Origin of the sequence: Limosilactobacillus caviae (assembly GCF_014635905.1) — a bacterium.
Taxonomy (GTDB): domain Bacteria; phylum Bacillota; class Bacilli; order Lactobacillales; family Lactobacillaceae; genus Limosilactobacillus; species Limosilactobacillus caviae.
The window spans coordinates 352,500-370,924 of sequence record NZ_BMDS01000002.1 but is presented as its reverse complement, the minus strand read 5'-3'; the positions used below and the strand labels follow the sequence as shown (position 1 = coordinate 370,924).

The 18,425-nt window shown below is 38.3% G+C and carries 15 protein-coding genes; 5 read left to right on the top strand and 10 right to left on the bottom strand.

From position 1 onward, the window contains the following. Positions 1-163: 163 nt before the first annotated feature. The 4 genes from IEU90_RS04520 to IEU90_RS04505 form a co-directional block, all read right to left on the bottom strand. Positions 164-1,015 (bottom strand): DNA/RNA non-specific endonuclease, encoded by an 852-nt coding sequence (locus IEU90_RS04520; RefSeq protein WP_188357786.1) that lies wholly within the window; start codon positions 1,013-1,015, stop codon positions 164-166. A 111-nt stretch (positions 1,016-1,126) separates the two neighbouring features. Further along, positions 1,127-2,518: an amino acid permease gene (locus tag IEU90_RS04515; protein WP_153709581.1), complete on the bottom strand. Its 1,392-nt coding sequence runs from the start codon at positions 2,516-2,518 to the stop codon at positions 1,127-1,129. 284 nt (positions 2,519-2,802) lie between these two features. Beyond that, positions 2,803-4,500 (bottom strand): LPXTG cell wall anchor domain-containing protein, encoded by a 1,698-nt coding sequence (locus tag IEU90_RS04510; RefSeq protein ID WP_188357785.1) that lies wholly within the window; start codon positions 4,498-4,500, stop codon positions 2,803-2,805. Positions 4,501-4,619: 119 nt separating this feature from the next. Continuing rightward, positions 4,620-6,395, bottom strand: a complete 1,776-nt coding sequence (locus IEU90_RS04505) for a 1-deoxy-D-xylulose-5-phosphate synthase (RefSeq protein WP_153709583.1) — start codon at positions 6,393-6,395, stop codon at positions 4,620-4,622. 169 nt (positions 6,396-6,564) lie between these two features. Here IEU90_RS04505 and IEU90_RS04500 point away from each other — a divergent pair, with 169 nt between their 5' ends. Together IEU90_RS04500 and IEU90_RS04495 are read left to right on the top strand one after the other, a co-directional pair. Beyond that, entirely contained in the window at positions 6,565-7,815 is a 1,251-nt protein-coding gene (locus tag IEU90_RS04500) for a DUF2075 domain-containing protein (protein WP_153709584.1), read from the top strand. Positions 7,816-7,817: 2 nt separating this feature from the next. Then, positions 7,818-8,510, top strand: a complete 693-nt coding sequence (locus IEU90_RS04495; RefSeq protein WP_153709585.1) for a TVP38/TMEM64 family protein — start codon at positions 7,818-7,820, stop codon at positions 8,508-8,510. A 57-nt stretch (positions 8,511-8,567) separates the two neighbouring features. On the opposite strand, the gene IEU90_RS04490 is transcribed toward IEU90_RS04495, so the two are convergent. From IEU90_RS04490 to IEU90_RS04480, 3 genes are read right to left on the bottom strand one after another with little or no spacing between them, the layout of a single operon-like run. Continuing rightward, on the bottom strand, positions 8,568-11,081 hold the full coding sequence (locus IEU90_RS04490) for an ATP-binding cassette domain-containing protein (RefSeq protein WP_153709586.1): 2,514 nt from the start codon (positions 11,079-11,081) through the stop codon (positions 8,568-8,570). Positions 11,082-11,096: 15 nt separating this feature from the next. Beyond that, complete coding sequence (locus IEU90_RS04485) at positions 11,097-11,435, bottom strand: fluoride efflux transporter FluC (protein ID WP_153709587.1); 339 nt, start codon at positions 11,433-11,435, stop codon at positions 11,097-11,099. Beyond that, on the bottom strand, positions 11,428-11,805 hold the full coding sequence (locus IEU90_RS04480; protein ID WP_153709588.1) for a fluoride efflux transporter FluC: 378 nt from the start codon (positions 11,803-11,805) through the stop codon (positions 11,428-11,430). Before IEU90_RS04480 ends, IEU90_RS04485 begins: the two co-directional genes overlap by 8 nt. Before the next feature lie 106 nt (positions 11,806-11,911). On the opposite strand from IEU90_RS04480, the gene IEU90_RS04475 reads away from it, so the two are divergent. Then, the gene (locus IEU90_RS04475) at positions 11,912-12,304 is read left to right on the top strand and encodes a VOC family protein (protein ID WP_153709589.1); all 393 of its coding nucleotides are present in this window, start codon (positions 11,912-11,914) and stop codon (positions 12,302-12,304) included. Positions 12,305-12,351: 47 nt separating this feature from the next. Here IEU90_RS04475 and IEU90_RS04470 read toward each other — a convergent pair whose 3' ends face one another. Together IEU90_RS04470 and IEU90_RS04465 are read right to left on the bottom strand one after the other, a co-directional pair. Further along, the gene (locus IEU90_RS04470; RefSeq protein WP_153709590.1) at positions 12,352-13,167 is read right to left on the bottom strand and encodes a YdcF family protein; all 816 of its coding nucleotides are present in this window, start codon (positions 13,165-13,167) and stop codon (positions 12,352-12,354) included. Between the two features lie 3 nt (positions 13,168-13,170). Further along, positions 13,171-14,907, bottom strand: coding sequence for an ABC1 kinase family protein (locus IEU90_RS04465; RefSeq protein ID WP_188357784.1), 1,737 nt, complete (start codon positions 14,905-14,907; stop codon positions 13,171-13,173). A gap of 139 nt (positions 14,908-15,046) precedes the next feature. Between IEU90_RS04465 and IEU90_RS04460 the strand changes: the two genes are divergently transcribed. Next, positions 15,047-16,402, top strand: a complete 1,356-nt coding sequence (locus IEU90_RS04460) for a hemolysin family protein (RefSeq protein WP_153709592.1) — start codon at positions 15,047-15,049, stop codon at positions 16,400-16,402. Between the two features lie 49 nt (positions 16,403-16,451). Here the strand turns inward: IEU90_RS04460 and IEU90_RS04455 are convergent, their stop codons facing one another. Beyond that, positions 16,452-16,880, bottom strand: a complete 429-nt coding sequence (locus IEU90_RS04455) for a CopY/TcrY family copper transport repressor (RefSeq protein ID WP_153709593.1) — start codon at positions 16,878-16,880, stop codon at positions 16,452-16,454. 155 nt (positions 16,881-17,035) lie between these two features. On the opposite strand from IEU90_RS04455, the gene IEU90_RS04450 reads away from it, so the two are divergent. Further along, positions 17,036-18,424, top strand: a complete 1,389-nt coding sequence (locus IEU90_RS04450) for a DHA2 family efflux MFS transporter permease subunit (protein ID WP_188357783.1) — start codon at positions 17,036-17,038, stop codon at positions 18,422-18,424. Position 18,425: the final 1 nt, after the last annotated feature.

Genomic DNA, 18,425 nt, shown 5'->3' with positions numbered 1-18,425 from the left:
CATAGTCCTTTTCTAAACAATATTAACTTCCTTTATTTTCGGTTATTTACATTAATTTTGCAAGTAACCATTAAAATATTTTGAATTATCAATAGAGTGATTAACTAAAAAAGGCCCCTCCTGAATATCAGGAAGAGCCTCTTTATAGCTTAGTAATAGTTATTTATCCATCAATCGCCGTTACCGCTCCAGTAGCATAATTGATACTGATATTATTTTGTACATTTGGCACGAAAACGTTATATTGTAAGCTCCCGTCTTTTGATTTTGCTTCAATATGAGCACCGGAAGGCACTAAATTATTGCCATCATAAATATCAGTTACTCGGTAACGCACCTGTTTATTTTGGTCAAGTGCCTTTCTAACAAGGCCTTCGTAGTAATTTTGCCCAGTCGAAGAACTGCTTCGTGCTTCATTTGCCCAGGCTGTCTGTGTCGCAATATTTGCTGGATTAGACTCAGAAGCATTAAATCCGCGAATCCCGCCAACCAGAGCATAACCTAGCAAGTGGCCGCGATCATAAGCATGAGAAATACCACCCTTTAAATTATGGGCCTGCAAAAATCCAACCGGTTTCCAATTAGTAGCACCATTCCCCGTTTCATTACGGTTACGATATTGTCGTGTTGTTCGGTTAAGCCATGCATCACCCTGCCATGCGCGTCCTCGAGAATCGCGACGATTAACAGCGTATGGAGCGTTATTAATGCTGGCATTCAAATTAGTTTGGTTATTATTGAGGATAAATGCACCATATCCATTCCATTTTATATTGGAGGTTCCTAATTGCTGACGAACACCATCAGAGAGTACACTTGTCGCCTGAGATTGCGTAGGAGGCGTTAATGTTGATGAACGATTATGGTTGCTGTTATGCCGCCAGGAGACAAGTCGTTGAATCCCTTGCGGAGAAGCATTCCCCTTTTCTGGCTGCTGTGTAAAACTGCCAATACCGAAAATCGCTACTAATGCTAAAATTAGATACTTTGTTTTTTTATTAAATCGAAATCGCATATGTTCGTAAATACCTTTCTAATTAAACGTACGTTCGTAAAAATATTCTATCATTTTCCTTAGCAAAAGAAAATACTCCCAAAACAATCTATTTTGAGAGCATTTATATTTTTATGCTAATTTATCTTGGCGGCGAGTTCTTAGTTTATAAATAATACTCATAATAATTAAGAAGATTGCGCCAACGCTAACCGAAATTCTTGTATCTGGATTGAAGAACATAAAGAGCAAGATAACGGTTAATGCGATTAAACTGAAGTAATTATATGCTGGATACAACGGCATTTTAAATGGATGGTCAGTTAATTCTTCAGGATTATTGCGGCGGAAGTTTAATTCCGAAATTAAGATAATAAACCATGGGACCATTCCGGGAAGAACACTTGAACTATATACGATTACGAAGATATTTGCCGAGGCAGCATTAAACATTGATAGCAGCATGTTAACAATAAAGCCAAGGAAGATCCAAAATGCAATTGTTAGAATGGCTACATTAGGAACAACCCGTTTTGATAACTTACTAAATACCTTAGGAACTTCACCATCGACCGAAAGCTTAAATAACATCCGACTAGCACTGTAGATTCCTGAGTTGGCACCAGATAAAGCGGCAGTTAGCACAACAAAGTTAATAATCCCTGCTGCTCCGGTAATACCAACCTTAGTAAATGTTTCAACAAATGGGGAACCTACTGCTTTTAATTCGTCCCATGGATAGATTGAAACGATAACAAAAATTGCTCCAATGTAGAAAATCAAGATCCGCCAAATAACAGATTTCACTGATTTAACAATTGCGTGACGTGGAGAAGCAGCTTCACCGGCTGTAATACCAAGTAACTCAATTCCCTGGTATGAACCTGCGATAACAGATAATGAGAACATGAATCCCATAAATCCGCCAGTAAAGAATCCACCATGTGTCCATAAGTTGGAAATACCAACCGGATGCCAGTTATTTCCAAGTCCTAGCACAATTACCAAAAGTCCTAAAATGATCATTACGATAATTGTAACAACCTTAATCATCGCGAACCAAAATTCGAGTCGTCCATAAGCCTTAGCAGAAGCCAGATTAGCAAGCGTCAGAATAGTGATCATTACTAATCCAGAAATCCAGTCTGGTAATTTAGGCCACCAATAATTTAAGTATTGACTCATTGCAATAATGTCTGAAATACCAACAATGATAAACTGGAAAACATTACTCCACTTTGTTAAATATCCTGCTAAGGGATGAATGTATTTTGAACCATAATCCGCAAAAGACCCGGTGCCTGGACTAATATAGATCATTTCTCCTAGCGCACGCATAACACCATAAAGAACTAAACCGACAAACGCATACGCCAGTAGTACAGATGGTCCTGTCCATTTAATCGTTGATGTTGCCCCCATGAAAAGACCACTACCGATTGTTCCCCCGATTGCAATCATTTCCATTTGACCAGGTGTCATCGTCCGATTTAATTTTACTTTCTTTTCTTGATTGTCCATCATTCTAACCTCATTTCAAATAAAAAAGCTACCCATTACGTCCCTAAACAACCCTTGTCAATTTTGATAAGTGGTTGAGACATCTTGGATAGCCATTTGCTAACAGATTTAAGATATATTAAAACTACTCAACCACGATGAATGTTGTTGTGGTTGAGGTGGAGGTTAGATGATGAATAATAGATCGATTATAAATTTGCATTTTAATTTCCTCCATTTGTTTTTCAATAACATTAGAATACTATTAGAAAATTAAGAATGCAAGTACTTTTAGCAAATTTCTTGTTTTATTTTCTGCTTTTTATCTTCTTGAGGGAAAATAAGCCCATCCCCGCAATCAAAAGTGTGATTCCCAAACCAATAAATGTCGCTAACGAATCAGTTTTATTACCCGTTTGCGGAAGCATCCCTTTTTCCTGCTGATGTTTATTATTTCTATGCTTAACTAAAGTCCTCAATTTATCATTAGCTTTCGTTATTTGTTGGTGAAAATTACTGCGCTTATTGTTATCGGGTAGAGAAATTCCCGCAGACTCCTCGTTAATCTCTTGGATCGTTGACTGAGGACGGCTCCTGAAACTGATTTCCTTATTTTGATTATCTTCTGGCAGGGTAATTTTTTCTGCTTGTTTTAACGTTGCTTGAGTATCTCTTTCCTGATAACTGATTAGCGGATCAGTCCCTTCTTCTTTTGTTTCAATAGGATCTATCTGTACCGCTACTTCTTGACTAAAATTATCCGTTTGCTGGTTGTCATCTTGCGCTGGAATACTGCTTTGTGTTCCTCGAGTTTCCTGTAATACCTGGTCCGTTTGACTTCCTTGCTCAAGATAATCCTCTTTCGACTTATCTATTTCTTGATCTTGCAACAGTTTATTTTCCGTTTGAACTTCTTTATCCATTACTTCTATCTTTGTTTGTGTTGCAGTTTCACCTGTTTCAATATAATTTGTTTGACTTTCGCTATTTTCAACATCTGAAGTCATTGTTTGCATCCCTGCTTCTTTTTTATCAATTAGCGTCTGGGTATCCCTTGTGTCTTGTTTAGGTTTTTCACCAGAATAATCATTTGTCTGGGTCCCCTGCTCCTTCACACTCACTACAGCATCCCCTGTTTCAGTCGATATTAGCATTGGGGGATTAAAGTCAGTCATTGTACTTTCATCGTCTTGTGGTAAGGCGTCTGTTTGCCAATTTTGGTCCTGATAGTGATAGTCACTATCTCCGGCTGCTGTGTCTTTAATATCGATTATTGATTCTCCTACTCCCTGTTCTTCTACCTCATTCGTAACCTGAGTATCTTGATCTTTATGCCCTATTTCTAGTGGATCCGTACCTGCATCAATTCCTTGATTGCCTTCCTGAATTGCTTCATCTTTAGTTTCATTCACCATTGTATTCGTCGATTTGTCTGCTGACCCGGTATTATCACTCTGCACTCCTTCACTCTTTACTTGATAATATTCTGTGTTAGTTTGCCGATCCTCTGTGGCAATACTTGTTTGAGTAAAGGATTCCTCATTTTGTTTTTCTTGCTTTGCTGGTTTATCTAATTGATAACCTGCGTCAAGGGGATGGTAAAAGACATCGATGGGATGCTTAAAACAAGAAAGATCAGTCGTTCTAGTAATTATCGGTAGTTCACTAATTGAAGGAACAAAGCCAGCTTGTTCTGGAATTTTAATCTCTTCAAACGGTTCAATAATCCAAACAGAAGGCTGCTTAGGATCATTTGATACTTGACGGTGAGCATAAGACACTTGTTCCACCTTTTGAACACCGCTTAAAAGGTTAAAGAAAATCACTCGTTTTACAGGGACAGTTTCGCCTTTATCTGATTTGCTAACAAGGGAATTTGCTGGAAGAACCTGACTATCGGCCAATGCTGGAGGGTTAGTAAAATTGATTGTCAAAATCGATGTTGCCGTTGCTAGTCCTAATAAGTAGGCGTTGCGTAATGAGTAAGTATTATTTTTAAGTTTCATAATTAAATAACTCCTTTTTAGGTCACTATAAATATATATACGTAAAAAGAAGCTATTTGCATTTTTAAACTAAAAAAACTGTCACCCACCAGGCAAAAACCTGTAATGACAGTTCTTTATTACAACGAGTGAATAACTTGTTCAACGTCATCCACAATTTGTTTAGGAGTTAAGTGATACCATTCATATAGTACATCTGTAGGAACATTATCCGCAAATTCACGCGGTGCTCCGAAGTTTAAAACTTTCATATTCTTGGGTCCGTAATAGCGAGCAATCGTTTCACCAAAGCCGCCACTCAAGATTCCGTCTTCTAGTGTTACAACGACATCATGATTTTCCGCTAAATGATGCAAAACATCTGAATCAATTCCGGTTACCGACTTCGGATTAATCAAGGTAGCATCAATATTCAACTTATCTTGAAGCTCTTTTCTTACCTTTTCCCCAAGCTCCCAGAAATCGCCGACTGCCATAATCGCAACTTCACTTCCGCGATGAGCGATATCATACTTAATTGTACTGTAGTCCTCTTGAGTTGGCGTACCATGGACAAGTGGTTTTTCTGGTTGACGAATGACAACTGGTTCATCAGTTTGGTTGATTGCCCAACGAAGCATTGAAATCATTTCTTCAACATTTGTTGGTGCTAAATATTCAATATTTGGCAAATCACTAATCATTGAAATATCAAATGTTCCCTGATGAGTAGCAGAGTTTTCAGAAATCGAGCCGCCACGAACAATCATTACAACCGGCGCATCATTCAATGCCATATCATGAATTAACTGGTCATATGCCCGTTGAAGGAAAGTACTGTTTTGGAAAACAACGGGGCGCGCACCAGCCTGAGCCATTGCAACCGCTGTCGTAATAGAATCTTGTTCAGCAATTCCAACATCATAGTAACGGTCCGGATGTTTAGCTTTAAATTTACCAAGATCAAAAACTCCTGGAATACCGGCATTAATAGCAACAACCGGTTTCTTTTCCGCAATCTGTTTATCTAATTCTGCAAGAACCGCATCACTATACGATTCACCATTTGCTTTATAAATATCCTCGCCTGTCTTAAGGTCAAAAGGAGCGCGCCAATGGTACTTCATCTTATTGTCAACAGCTGGCTTATATCCCTTTCCCTTTAGCGTATTAACATGGAGGACGATTGGGTGATCAATATTTTTCACTTCTTTGAATGTATCGATCATCGTCTGTAGGTCATTACCATCAGCAATGTACTTATAATCAAGCCCCATAAACTTAAAAATGTTATTTGGTGACTGACCGTTAGTATCGCGAAGTTCTTTAAGGCCCTTATATAATCCGCCCTGATCTTCATCAATTGACATCTGGTTATCATTAACTAGGATAATCAAGTTTGACTTAAGTTTTGCAGCGTTATTTAACCCTTCAAATGCTAATCCGCCACTTAAGGAACCATCCCCAATTACCGCCATAATATTGTTATGTGATTGAGGCTTCATCAAATCACGTGCTTGTGCCATTCCTACCGCAAGTGAAATTGAAGTTGAAGTGTGACCAATCTCAAAGAAATCATGGGCACTTTCTTCTGGCGACGTATATCCTGTAATGTCCTCATAATGATCAGGATCTAAGAACCCTAATTTACGTCCGGTCAGCATCTTATGGGCGTAACTTTGGTGCGAAACATCCCAAATAACTTTATCATGCGGTGAGTCGAAAACGTAATGGAAAGCAATTGTCAATTCCATTACACCAAGGTTAGGGCCAACATGTCCACCGATTTTGGCATCACGTTCTAAAACTAATTGACGCATTTCGGTTGCTAATTGCTTTAATTCATCAAGTGACATCCCTTTAATATCACTTGGTTCATTAACTTCATTTAAGAGGTAATCAGGATGCAGATTCATCTATTCCACTCCTTCTTAATTTTACATTTAATCAATGTAGTAATATTTATTGCTCTTATTATTTTAACACTTTCGCAAGCATTGAGTAAATTACCCTCAGGTTCAAATTGACGAAATTAGTGCATTTCGATACCATTAAATAGAGTAATTCGTAAAAAAGGAAATAGTCATGAAAAATATTGATAACGCTGCAACTAGCAAAATTTCACCATTTAAAAAACTAACATCAGAACAAGAAAGACTTGTAAATGACATTATTACATTTACTAAGCAGCATTTAACTGAAAATTATCCTGCAATATATACAATATACGGGGATGCGGGTACTGGAAAAAGCGTAATTCTTTCACAATTATTTGCGCGAATTCAAACAGAAGCTCGTACCCAGAAAAATTCTTTGCTCTATCATACCAATAATTATTTTCTTGTTAACCACCCGGAAATTTTGAAGGTATATAAAGAGATTGCAGGACCGATAAAGGAGCTGTATAAAAAAGACTTTGCGCGGCCAACCTCATTAATTAACCAGCTGGACAAACAAAAGCAGACTATTGACATCGCTGTCATTGATGAGGCACATCTTTTATTATCCAAACCGGACCACTATAATAATTTCTACCACGATAATCAGCTTGTGGAGATTATTAAACGAGCAAAAGTGGTTGTGATTGTTTTTGACCAGTATCAAGTTTTACGAATGAAGAGTCTCTGGACACCTAAACGACTTCAGGCAATTACTAATCAGTACCCGCATAAAGACTATCATCTTACACATATGTTTCGGATGAATGCAAGCGATAAATTAGTTAAGTGGTTTAACGACTTTACTAACTATAAATTAACCCCTCTACCAGCATCCGCCCGTGATCATTATGATTTCCGCATTTACGATGACGCTGAGGAAATGAGAAAGGCAATTGTGCATCGTAATGAGGAAGTGGGACTTTCGCGAATTCTTTCTACGTCAGGATATCCGTCAACTCTTGATGGTGGCAAACATTATATTGAAGAAGGCAGATTCAAAATGCCCTGGGATCAATATAATTATACCGTTACCCCCTGGGCAGAACTGCCGCAAACAATTAATGAAGTCGGTTCAATCTATACCTGCCAAGGTTTTGACTTAAATTACACGGGGATCATAATCGGTCCGCCCATCAGTCAGACCCCGCAAACACATCAGCTTCAAGTTAATCTCAATCGCTATACCGATATTGAAGCATTCAAAAAACGAGACGACCTTACTGACCCAGCAGAGATTGAAAGTTTAGAAAAACGAATGATTATGAACTCACTGAATGTTTTATTTAAGCGTGGCGTTTATGGAACTTATCTTTACGCTCATGATCCTCTTTTACGCCATTCTCTCATTTCGCTATTTAAAAAAGCCGGTCTCACGTTTCAAAAGGAGGAACATTAACTATGAAAGAGCGTAAATTAAATAAAACATGGCTAATTGTTGGGGCAATCATCTTAGCAATAATCGTCCTTTACTTTATCTATCGAACATATAAACCAGAGATTGACTTGCTCTTAAACTTTAATTCTCACAATAGGACAAAGCTCCTTCATATGATTAGAAGTCATGGCTTTACAGATATTTTTCTTCTTGTTGCATTAGTCGGGATCCTAAATTCAATTCCAGGAATGTCTAATTCTGTTGTCTGTATCTTTGCCGGATTATGTTATGGACCAATCGTCGGTTTCTTAATTAACTGGTCTGGGAATATTCTCGGAAACTGTACTGTGATGAGTATTATTCGGAAAATTGATCTCTCTAAACGAGTAAAAAAGAATAAGCTCCTTCAGCATCTTTTACAACAGAAGCATCCCCTGATTGCCCTAACAATCGGCTTTATGGTCCCCGTTATTCCTAGCGTACTTGTAAACTATGCCGGTGCTCGCCTAAACGTCAGCCGAAAGCACTATCTTGCAATGGTAGCTGTCGGAATGGCACCAACATCATTCCTATATGCTTTTGGTGGAGATGCAATTTTTAAGGGCAACATGAGACGATTAATTGGTGCCGCAATCGCAATTTTAATCCTAATCGGCTGTTATCTGCTCGTGCGTAAGATTTGGCAAAACCATGAGGAGAAAGAAGTCGCTAAATAACATAAAAACAGGTATTTATGTACGGAAAATTATAACGCGCATAAATACCTGCTTTTTCTATTTAAATCTTGCCCAGTATTCTGCCAGATACTTACTGGTTAGGCTTTGCGGATCTTGTATCAGGGTCGATGGCTTACCATGGGCAACAATCTCCCCGCCATTACTACCACCACGCGGACCCATATCAAGCATGTAGTCAGCATTGCTAATTAGATTTAAATCGTGAGTAATGGTAATAATTGTTGCTCCCCGGTCAAGCAGCTGTTGCATTACCGCTAAAAGCGTTTTGACATCAAGGGGATGCAACCCAATAGTTGGTTCATCGAATACAAATAGGGTCTCGCTTTGATTATGGTTCAGGTGTTTAACGAGTTTTAAACGTTGAGCTTCACCACCAGAAAGACTCGGCGTACTTTCACCTAAATGAAGATAGCCTAAGCCAACTTCATCTAATAACTGGAGTTCGCGAGCAATTTTGGGAACTTCTTCAAACACTTTCATCGCAACTCGTACGTCTAGCTTTAGGATGTCAACAATTGAATATCCATGCCATTTGACCTTTTGGATTTTTTCATTATATCGACTTCCGCCACACTTTGGACAAGTTTGCTGCATATCCGGTAAGAATTGAATGTCGAGTGTTACGATGCCGGCACCTCCACATGTTGGACAAGCACCTTGCTTATTATTATATGAAAAATATGAAGGCGTAAAATGTTTTTCTTTTGCTAATGATTGGGCGGCAAATAGTTTCCGCAGGTTATCCATAATACTAGTATAGGTAGCTACCGTTGAACGATTGGTTTTACCGATTGGTGCCGCATCGACACTTACAACTTCTTTTAACGGGCTTGATAAGTTCTTTACTTGCTGCGGTAATTTAGTTCCCGTTGATTGTGCATGAATAGCTGGAACTAGACTATCTAAAATTAAACTAGTCTTACCGGCACCAGAAAATCCGGTGATTGCAGTTAACCGATTAACGGGAATTTTGCCTTGGACGTCCTTTAGATTATAGTAATTATTCACTTCAAATGAAATATTTTGATTAGCGGGATTCTTTGCTAATGGTCGGCTATTTAAGGTTGCCGTTCCCTTTATATAAGGACCGATTTTTGATTGTGGATCATCAGCAATTTGGGATGGTGCTCCCTGTGTAAGAATTTTTCCGCCTTTTTCGCCAGAGCCAGGGCCAATTTCAATAATCCAATCAGCTTCCTTAATAATATCAACATTATGATCGACAACCACTAACGAGTTGCCCTGTGCCACTAATTCCTTAAACACGTTTAGAAGGCCATTAATATTATCCGGGTGAAGACCAATTGAAGGTTCATCAAGGATGTATAAAACGCCAGTAGTTTGTGTTCGCAAGGTTCGCGCCAGTTGAATTCGTTGTAATTCTCCGGTTGATAAGGTATTGCCGTTCCGTGATAAAGTTAAATAGTCAAGCCCCAATTCAAGCAACGGCCGTAAATTATCATCAAACTCCTTAAAAAGCGAAGTTGCCATTTTTTCCATTTCAGGAGGAAGTGCGGCTGATACATCTTGCTTCCACTGTTTCAATTCACCAAGCGTAAGATCGCTAACTTGGGCAATGTTTAAGCCACCGGCAAGCTGCTTCAATAATTCTGGCTTTAACCGTGATCCATGACAAACTGGACATGTTGAATAATGAAAAAATTCGCTAATCCGTTTTTGCGCCCGTTCGCTTTTACTGCTTTTAGCAGATGCAAGAACTGCCTCGTGAGCATTCTCGTATAATGCATTAAAATCGTGAAAAACGCGGCCAGTTCCTGAACGAAAATCCATTTTAAACTTCTTTTGCGGACCATTTAAGACAAAATCCTTTTCTTTTGCAGTTAGGTCTTTATATGGAACGTGAATTCGGACACCGGCTTGTTCAGCAACACTTGGCATAAAATTACGCCCCGGTAAATGCCATGACGCAACTGCACCGTCAGCCAAGCTAAGATTTTCATCACCAATAAGCTTACTCTCATCAAGTTCACGAACCAGCCCAGTTCCTTGACATCGTTGACACGCCCCGTCAGAGTTAAAGGCAAAATCTTCCGCACTGTAAGCATAAAATTTTTCACCACAAACCGGACATGTCAATTGGCCCATCGCATCGCCGGTTTTACTCATTACCTCAGCAATCTCAAGGCTTGGTTTTAAACGGTGACCATTTGGACAAACCGGTTCCCCAAGCCGCGAAAAGATTAACCGAATTACGTTTAGCATCTCGCTCATTGTGCCGACAGTTGCACGTTCAGATGGGATTGATGGCCGCTGTTTGAGGGCCAGCGCTGAGGGAATATGCTTAACGCTGGTGACATCTGCCTGCGCGCCTAGTTTTATTCGACGCCTTGTATAAGTTGAAAGGGCTTCTAAGTATCGACGTGAACCCTCTTCATATAAAATCCCCATTGCTAATGAGCTTTTTCCAGATCCGGACAGACCGGAGATTGCAACAAATTTATGTAACGGTATGTTAATATCAATCTTTTTAAGATTATGTACTTTACCGCCTCTCACTTCAATTTGTGATGGTAAGGTATTTTTTGTCATTCTTTATCGCTTCTTTCATATCATTAGCCCGCATATTGCTGCGACAGTTCCACCAATATAACTTAATCCTAAATAAACGGTCAATGTCCGCCATCTCCGCTCATCAATCATCGAAATCAATTCAACATTAAAAGTAGAAAACGTAGTATAACCACCCATTAAACCAGTACCAAACAAAAGCATAATTGGCGAATTACTGGCAAAATTTTCGGTAAGGATCCCTAACAAGAAACTCCCAGTTATATTAATAAATAAAGTAGCTAATGGCCAATCTATTTTTAGCCGCTTCCACCAGGTTGTAATTATGTAACGGATAACCGCCCCAATTGCTGCCCCAAGACCCACGTTAATCATTTTGCTGATGCCTCCCGTATTTTCGCGCCAGCACGAATCCTAGTAACGCTAACGTTAACCCGCCCAGAGAACTTACCAAAAAATAGGCAATACTAGCAATTAGATCCTGACTCTCAAGCTTAATAATTGTTGTTATTAGTGATGAAAAAGTCGTAAATGCACCAATGAATCCAGTTCCAATCCCGGCATTTAACCATGTTGCTAGTGGCTTTCGATCTATGAAGTAGTAGGTTATAAATGATAATAAAAATGAGCCAATAAGGTTAGCACATAAAACACCGTTGTTCCCTAATAAGAAACCAAGCTCATAACGAGTAATTCCGCCTAAGAAGCCCCCAACCGCTACACTAATTATCGTCCTTGAATCCATAGTCGCTCTCCTTATATCCAATAGTCATTCCATTATACAACTTTTGCTATTTTAATTTAGAAACTTGTATAATGATATTGACTTAAATTTAAGGGAGACTTGAATTATGAAAATGCGACGAATTGATCATATTGTTCTAACAGTAACGAATTTAGAACAATCAATGCGTTTTTATCATGAGGTATTTGATATGCCCGTAATTAAGGAACAAAGTAATGATGACTTAATCACAATGCGGTGCGGACACCAATTAATTCGATTACAAAAGAGTGAACGGCCAACTACTCTAAAGGCTGCTCACCCAACGACCGGTTCTGCCGATTTGTGCTTGGTTGCAGGTGATAGCATTGACGATATTGTTCATCATCTTAATAGTTATTACATTGACATTATTGCTGGGCCTGTTGAAAAGCATGGAGCTGAAGGTGAAATGACCTCTCTCTATGTTTATGATCCTGATAAGAATTTAATTGAGATTGCTGTTTATAAGAATAAGTAAATTTTAATGGGAAATAGCTGTTTTCGTGACGGCTATTCCCCATTTATTTATATCAAACTAAATTCAACCAAAAGCAGCAGGATAAAGATGCTACCGGCTAGCCAACGATGATCACGAATAAGGCCAAGATAATCGCGAATAAAAGTTAACGGGCAATACTGCCAGGGTGTCTTGCTTCCTACAAAGGACCACAGCAAGCCAAGCTTTCTTGCATAAGTTTTAGCACGAAGCACGTGAAAATCGCTAGTTACAACTACTACAGACGCATGAGGATTAATAAGTTGACTGGTAAAAGTTAAATTTTGCCATGTATTCCGTGCCCGTGTCTCCCGAATTATTTTTAACGTCGGAATCCCTTGATTAATTAAATAAGCTGCCATTGCATCAGCTTCAGATATTTTTTCTTTCTGTACCTTTCCGCCTGAAACAATAATTTTCGCAGATTGATGTTTTTTCCAACATACGACTACCCTGTCTAGCCGCGTAGCTAAAACCGGTGGAACGTGCCCGTGCCTAACTGCCGCTCCTAAAACGAGAAAATAATGAACCGTGGGTGGACATTTTAGCATACGGGTATAGTGACTGTAAACGCAAAATAAAATTAAATTAAATGTACTTAAGACGTCAAGTGTTGCTACCACTAATACGGTTAGCCAGCTAAAAGTCTTAGCAGGCATATTCATAATTAAAAAGGCAAAAACGGGCAAAATAATTATGAGGTTTATCAACATTAAAATAAAGGCAAAAGCGTTAAATTGGATTGCCCTCGATTCACTGTGCAGATGGCGAACTAAAATCAATCGAATCGTAATTCCCCAGCATAAAGCACATAGTAATTCATTAACTAAACTTAAAATTATCATTAATCATCGTTTCCTTCGCCAATTTCGCCATCGATGAATAACTTCCGTAATAACCAAAATGATTATTATTATAATCGCAATAATATAACCAGTTACCCCAAAACGGTAGATATGAGAACCAGCCGGAGTCCCCTGAATCAATAATGATGAACCAAGAATTACCGCAGCTAAAATAATTGCGATCATGAACCGATTCATCAATCGTTCAACTTGCTTTAATACTCGTTGTTCATTCTTATACTGTAAGTCAATTTTTGCATCCCCACTAACAAAGGTTTCAATCAGTTCATTAATTCGTTCTGGCATCTTACTCATTGCCTTACTAGCAAAGAAAAGATTAATCAAATTATTATCAACCGCAGACCGCCAGTTAAAGTTTCGTTTTAAATAGTGCCGGCCAAAAGACTGTGCAACCTCGAGCATTGATATTTCGGGGTCAAGTTTAGCAACCGAACTTTCTAGGGTGCCAAATGCCTTAATCAACATTGTTACCTCTCCCCGCATTTGAAGATGGTTTTTCTTGCATAGCTGGATAATTTGATACAACATTTTTACAAAGTCAATATCGCCAAGACCCGTTGAAAAATATGGTTGGATAAATGCGCCGAGTTCCCGATAAAATGCATTTTCATCAACTTCACCGATCCGGTTGCAAACATTTAAAACTGCCTTTCCAATTTTACGGGTATCCTTGGTGTTGATTGCAATTACGATATTAGCAATACTATTGGCCATTGCCGGACTCAATCTTCCCATCATTCCGAAATCAAGGTAGACAATTCGATAGTTTGTTAATTCAACTTGTTGATCATAGCTAATCATTGTATTATAGATTGTTTTTTCACGGTGCTTGGTCGTTGCGTATTTCTTTTGCGCATCGTGAGGACCTAGTTCATGAATCAATATATTGCCCGGATGAGGATCAGCGTGAAAATAGTGGTCCACGAAAACCTGTTTCAGAAAGTTATTAACCAGGGTAATAGCAATCTCATGATTTACTGCCACTGTCTTTTGATCAATATCGTTTGATGGTTTAAACCGATAACGAATACTCTTCCCTTCCATCGCCTCATTAACAAGAATCTTAGGCGCACAATAATCCAAGTATACTTTAGGCACTAAAATTGCGCCGTCCCCGTTATTTAATGTATAAAATTCTTCCCCGTTTTTTGCTTCCTTAAGGGTGTTAACCTCGCTTAATAATGAAGTGCTTAATTCATCAATTACCTTATTTAAGTCAACAACTGCAATATCTTGAGGAACATACTTAAATAAGACAACTGCTTTTCTTAAGAGGGCTAAGTCAGTATTAACAAGCTTACCAACTTCTGGATGCTGAACCTTAACAACAACTGGAGTGCCATCTTTAAGTGTTGCATGGTGAACCTGACCAATCGATGCAGACGCAAAAGGTTCTTCTGCAAAACTGGCAAATTCATCATCAATTTTCTTTCCGGTTTCTTCTTCAAAAGTCTGCTTTACCGTTGTAAAACTATCAGATTTAACCTGGTCTTGCAGGTTGCGCAGTTCCTTAATATATGCTGGCGATACAAGATCAGGACGAGTTGACAAAATCTGACCAAGTTTAATAAAGGTTGGCCCCAACTCTTGGAGTGCCTGGCAAATCGCTTGTGGATTGGTTTGGTGGTAAAAATTACTAACAAAATGGTACTTCCGCATTATTTGCATGATTTCGCGTAATCGTGCTGATTTTTTTATCTCTTCTTCGTTGCTCGACATGGCTCTTCTCCTACTTATTTTCCTCTATTTTAGCATTTTCAATTATAAAAAAATAATTAAACTCCCCCTTCACGATGATTTACTGATACAATAGTAGTCGATAAATTATTTAAGAAAGTTTAGGTGAAATTTTTAAACGATGAATGGTTTATGGGATTCATATTGGTTTAAATTAATTATCATTATTTTGATTTTACTGCTTGCGGCTTTATTTACGCTTCTGGAATATTCAGTTGTTAAAGTCCGCCCCAGTGAATTAAAAGAACTACGTCAAACACGTAAGGTTCAACGTGCGGAACACATGGTAGCAAACCTTAATGAGTACTTATCAACAGCTCAAGTCGGTGTTACTATGACTTCTTTAGTTTTAGGTTGGTTAGGTGACGAGTTTATCACCGACCTGTTACTAAAGATTAATGTAATTCCACATGATATTCTTCAAGCAATTGCACCGGTTATCGGAGTTTTGATCTTCACATTCTTCCATGCAGTATTTACTGACTTGGTTCCTAAAAACATGGCGATTGATCGACCGGTACCGATTCTTTTAGCAATTGTTCATCCAATTCAATTTTTCCATACTGTCTTCTACCCATTTGTTTGGTTATTCGCGGTAGTCGCTGCTGCAATTACAAAAATGTTAGGATACAATGTCCAACCGGAAGAAGATACGTATTCACAAAATGAAATTATGACCTTATCTCAACAGTCAGAAAAAGCTGGTGAGATGGATAAAGAAGATGTTATCTTCATGCAACGTGCCTTTGAAATGAATGATAAGGTTGCTGAAGACATTATGGTTGATCGGACACAATTAGCGGTCATTGATATTACGGCCTCCATTGAAGACGCAGCAAAACTTTATTTTGAAAAGAAATTTACACGTTTTCCGGTTGTTGCCAATAATGATAAGGACCACATTCTTGGTTATGTTTTTGCATATGACATTATGCGGCAAAATCAAATTAATCCGCAACAATCTGTCCGGACAATCATGCGGCGGATCCCAATTGTTTATGAAAATGAACAGCTTACTAATGTTTTAGCTGAAATGATGAAAAAACAAGTACCGATTGTTGTCGTACAAGATGAATATGGCGGTACTTCAGGAATCATTACTGATAAGGATATTTACGAAGAATTATTCGGCACTGTGGGTGAAGAAATAGATCATGCAACATCTGATATGATTGAAAAGAAAGATCCTGATAGTAAGGGTAATCCAACATTTGAGGTTTCTGGTAAGATGCCTCTTGATGATTTTGAACGTTACTTCAATACTAACATTGAACAATTTGATAACTCCGAGGTAACAACATTAACTGGCTTTTTCCTTGAACGCCAATACGATTTAAAGGTTGGTCAGCCTATTAGGGTAGATAACTTTTCATTTACGCCACTTGATTTAAAGAACGCGTATGTTAACAAATTCAAGGTAGTCTTTATCAAACCTAGAAAAAAACAAGGCTCAACTAAAGACGATAAAAATAAATAAAGAATTAAGAGACTGGGAAGAAGTGTTTTCCAGTCTCTTAATTCTTTTATCAGCATTTCATTTGCATGTGCGGAATACAGTTACATTTAACATTATCAGGCGAATCAGCTACTTTGCTTGCCAGTAATTTTTGAAGGCTCGCAATATCATCTTTACTAAGAGTTGCATTATTAATTACATGCTCAAGAGTACTACCAACGTGCCGCTCACAAATATTATTAAATAAGTTATCAGCGGCTTGATCCATTGTTTGCTGTTCAGGAACTAACGGCTCATAAATGAAACCACGACCTTGACGAGTTGCCGATAGAGCCTCTTTGTCAACTAAGCGTCGTAATAGTGTTTTTATTGTGGCTGGTTTCCATTCAACTTTTTGTTGCAAGATTTCAATGATTCGACTACTGGTTGTTTGTCTTAAGCTCCAAACTACCCGCATAACTTGCCATTCAGCGGGAGTTATTTCTAAATCGCTGTTCATCTAATACCTCCTGCGTTTACAGATGTAAATTATTTATAATTATATTCTATCATTATTTTACTTTGTTGCAAATTTTCAATGCGTATTGACTTTAATAATCGAACTAGTAAACTCTATAATGTTTGACTAATACCAAGGAGCGATATATTTAACTAATGGAAAATCAACGAATTCGCCATGCATTAATAATCATGGTTTTTGGTACATTTTTTGGCCTTCTTTGTTCAACCTTAATGAACATTGCATTGCCAACTTTTATGAATGTTTTTCATATCAGTGAAGCGCAAGTTCAATGGGTTACAAATGGATACATGCTTGTAAATGCCCTGATGATTCCCGTCAGTTCATTTTTAATAAAGAGATTTCCATTTAAAAACCTTTTCATTGTCTTTTCTGGAATTTTTCTCATCGGGACAATTGCAGGAGCAGCAGCTTGGAACTTTAATTTAATTGTGATTGCCCGAATGATTCAAGCGCTGGGAGCAGGAATGATGATGCCCCTAGTAAATGTACTAGCAATTCGTTATGCTAAGCCAGGTAAAAAGGGCCAAATTATGGGGATTATTGGACTGGCATTTAATTGCGCACCAATTCTGGGACCAGCTATTTCCGGCTTCTTGCTACACTTCTTTTCATGGCGGTACTTATTTCTGTTAATTATTCCCTTTGCCGTTGCAACATTGCTCTTATCATTTTTCTTTTTACCGTCAATCGCGCACAATGAGCATCCGCAATTCAATACCCTAGCATTAATCTTAATTACTGCTGGCTTATGGTCGCTATTAATGGGCCTTTCAAATGTTTCTAATAACCCGCTTATGTCGTTCAATGTTGCTGGTTATGTTTTAATCGGTTTATTATTCCTACTTTTCTTTTTCCTCAACCAACGGCACAGTAATAAGCAATTAATTAACTTTGGAATTTTTACTCATAAGCAGTTTGTTCTTGCCACTATTATTAATATGTTAATCACAGCAACTATGTACGGTAATGCCATTTTAATTCCATTACTGGTTCAGATTGTTCTGGGCAAAAGTACAGTTGTTTCTGCTATTGCAGTCTTGCCAGGGGCAATTTTGACCGGATTGCTTTCAACAACCAGTGGTCACTTTTATGATATCTACCCAATTAAAATACTTGTCGGTGTTGGGCTAATAATTGATATTCTCGGTACAATCGGACAAGCTGCAATTGGAGCACGAAGTTCAGTAATTATGATTACCCTGTTTCAAACCGTTCGTCAATTTGGTTTGGTAACAATGTTAATCCCCTTGCAAACACAAGCCCTCTCCCTCTTACCGAATGAGATTGTTCCAGATGCGGTTGCAACTTTTAATACCTTACGTCAAATTGCCGCCTCATTCGGGACAGCGTTAATCGTTGCAATTGTTGGAATTGTTAACCACCTTGTACATAACCCCTCATCACACCTGGGGATTCAAGCTGGATTTATTTTATGTTTATGCTTACTATTAACTTCTCTTTATTTAAGTACGAAACTCTACCATAAAATTTCTTCGCAAGTGAAGTTAGAAAACGGATAAA

Coding starts and splice junctions, on each gene's coding strand:
- IEU90_RS04455 (WP_153709593.1), bottom strand. CDS start 16,880: ATGAACAGCGATTTAGAAATAACTCCCGCTGAATGGCAAGTTATGCGG.
- IEU90_RS04480 (WP_153709588.1), bottom strand. CDS start 11,805: ATGGATTCAAGGACGATAATTAGTGTAGCGGTTGGGGGCTTCTTAGGC.
- IEU90_RS04500 (WP_153709584.1), top strand. CDS start 6,565: ATGAAAAATATTGATAACGCTGCAACTAGCAAAATTTCACCATTTAAA.
- IEU90_RS04475 (WP_153709589.1), top strand. CDS start 11,912: ATGAAAATGCGACGAATTGATCATATTGTTCTAACAGTAACGAATTTA.
- IEU90_RS04485 (WP_153709587.1), bottom strand. CDS start 11,435: ATGATTAACGTGGGTCTTGGGGCAGCAATTGGGGCGGTTATCCGTTAC.
- IEU90_RS04450 (WP_188357783.1), top strand. CDS start 17,036: ATGGAAAATCAACGAATTCGCCATGCATTAATAATCATGGTTTTTGGT.
- IEU90_RS04490 (WP_153709586.1), bottom strand. CDS start 11,081: ATGACAAAAAATACCTTACCATCACAAATTGAAGTGAGAGGCGGTAAA.
- IEU90_RS04505 (WP_153709583.1), bottom strand. CDS start 6,395: ATGAATCTGCATCCTGATTACCTCTTAAATGAAGTTAATGAACCAAGT.
- IEU90_RS04510 (WP_188357785.1), bottom strand. CDS start 4,500: ATGAAACTTAAAAATAATACTTACTCATTACGCAACGCCTACTTATTA.
- IEU90_RS04470 (WP_153709590.1), bottom strand. CDS start 13,167: ATGATAATTTTAAGTTTAGTTAATGAATTACTATGTGCTTTATGCTGG.
- IEU90_RS04520 (WP_188357786.1), bottom strand. CDS start 1,015: ATGCGATTTCGATTTAATAAAAAAACAAAGTATCTAATTTTAGCATTA.
- IEU90_RS04465 (WP_188357784.1), bottom strand. CDS start 14,907: ATGTCGAGCAACGAAGAAGAGATAAAAAAATCAGCACGATTACGCGAA.
- IEU90_RS04515 (WP_153709581.1), bottom strand. CDS start 2,518: ATGATGGACAATCAAGAAAAGAAAGTAAAATTAAATCGGACGATGACA.
- IEU90_RS04495 (WP_153709585.1), top strand. CDS start 7,818: ATGAAAGAGCGTAAATTAAATAAAACATGGCTAATTGTTGGGGCAATC.
- IEU90_RS04460 (WP_153709592.1), top strand. CDS start 15,047: ATGAATGGTTTATGGGATTCATATTGGTTTAAATTAATTATCATTATT.